General features: G+C 57.7%; 1 protein-coding gene. It reads right to left on the bottom strand.

Translation table 11 applies throughout. From position 1 onward, the window contains the following. Positions 1-191: 191 nt before the first annotated feature. Positions 192-1219: polysaccharide pyruvyl transferase family protein (locus ACXJ7R_RS33455; protein WP_457155527.1), on the bottom strand; the 1028-nt coding region annotated here is incomplete at its 5' end.

The following is a 1219-nucleotide window of genomic DNA, read 5'->3' as shown; positions in this document are numbered from 1 at the left end:
CTGGACGGACTGAGGCAAGTAGCGCCCGTAGCAGTAATTTGGAATCACAACGTCGATTAGTGGCATTGATCAACCTTCACGAATTTGTTGAACGTGGGAGCATCTGCTCATCTGTTTCACCAAGACGGCGATCCGACCTTCGGTGTCGCTTTCATGGATTCTTGCGTCGTCCATGCCCGCCGCTCTCGGCTTCACGACAAGATCGGACGAGACACCGCATGGGCGAAAACTTGTGTTCGAAGAAGAACCTCCTGGTCCAAAAGTTGTTGCCGGTATCGCGAAACCGTTTCGCGAACTTCCTGCGCTCGCAATTCCCGCTCGGCAAGGAGTGCGTCCAGCCGCGACTCCAGCCATTCGACGCTGAAGGTTTCGACGCTGGTGCAAAAGGCCGATAGACCGGTGTCGGCAGCAAGTGCGTCGTGCTTTTCGAGGTATCCGAGAGATATGACAGGGAGCCCGACCCGCAAGGCGCAAACAACATTGTGAAATCGGGTGGCGACCACGACGTCAGTCGTCTGCATTTGCGCCATGACGTCGTGCAGCGATGCAGACCGACTGAAAACCACCCGGGCCAAATCAGCGTCGGACAGCCGGCCGCGGAGTCGCTCGATGAGATCGACCACCGCAACCTCGTCATTGTCCTGGCCCAGGATAAGTCGAATGTCGAAGCCTCGTGTCACAGTGCGTGCGACAAACTCCGCGAGCTTGGCAAGGTACGTCTCATAGATCGAGTCATCTCCACCCGTGCGACCGCGGTAGTTCATCACGCCCACGCCAACAACAGTGGTCTCGGAGACCTCACGCTCGACGTTCAGGATTGGTAGTCCGAAAGCAAGATCGGGAAAAACCCGGTCGTTCGCAACATCAACCCCGAGGCTTCCGACGAATTCGCGTGAAATCCTATCGCGAAACGAACGATATGACGCGCAGCGGGCAGTCCAGGCGAAGAACACGCGACTGAGGGGGTGGTAAGCAGGCCCGGCGCCGATGCTCGCAAATGCGACGACACAGCCCCTTAGCCGCGCCATCAGGAACCACTTGAGGAAAACGTAGGGCATTCCAAACGGAGTGTCGCCAAAATCATCGAAAGCGCCAGTTCCGGGCAGTATGACAGCATCAAAGCCACGAAGTTTGCGGAAGGCGCGGACCGGTCCCCACATTTTGTAGGGCACTCGACCGAGCATGCGGTTCGCCAAGTCGAGCCAACGCGACTTGATGG

The organism is Mesorhizobium sp. P5_C1, from assembly GCF_054049815.1.
This window is presented reverse-complemented; position numbering and strand designations above follow the sequence as displayed.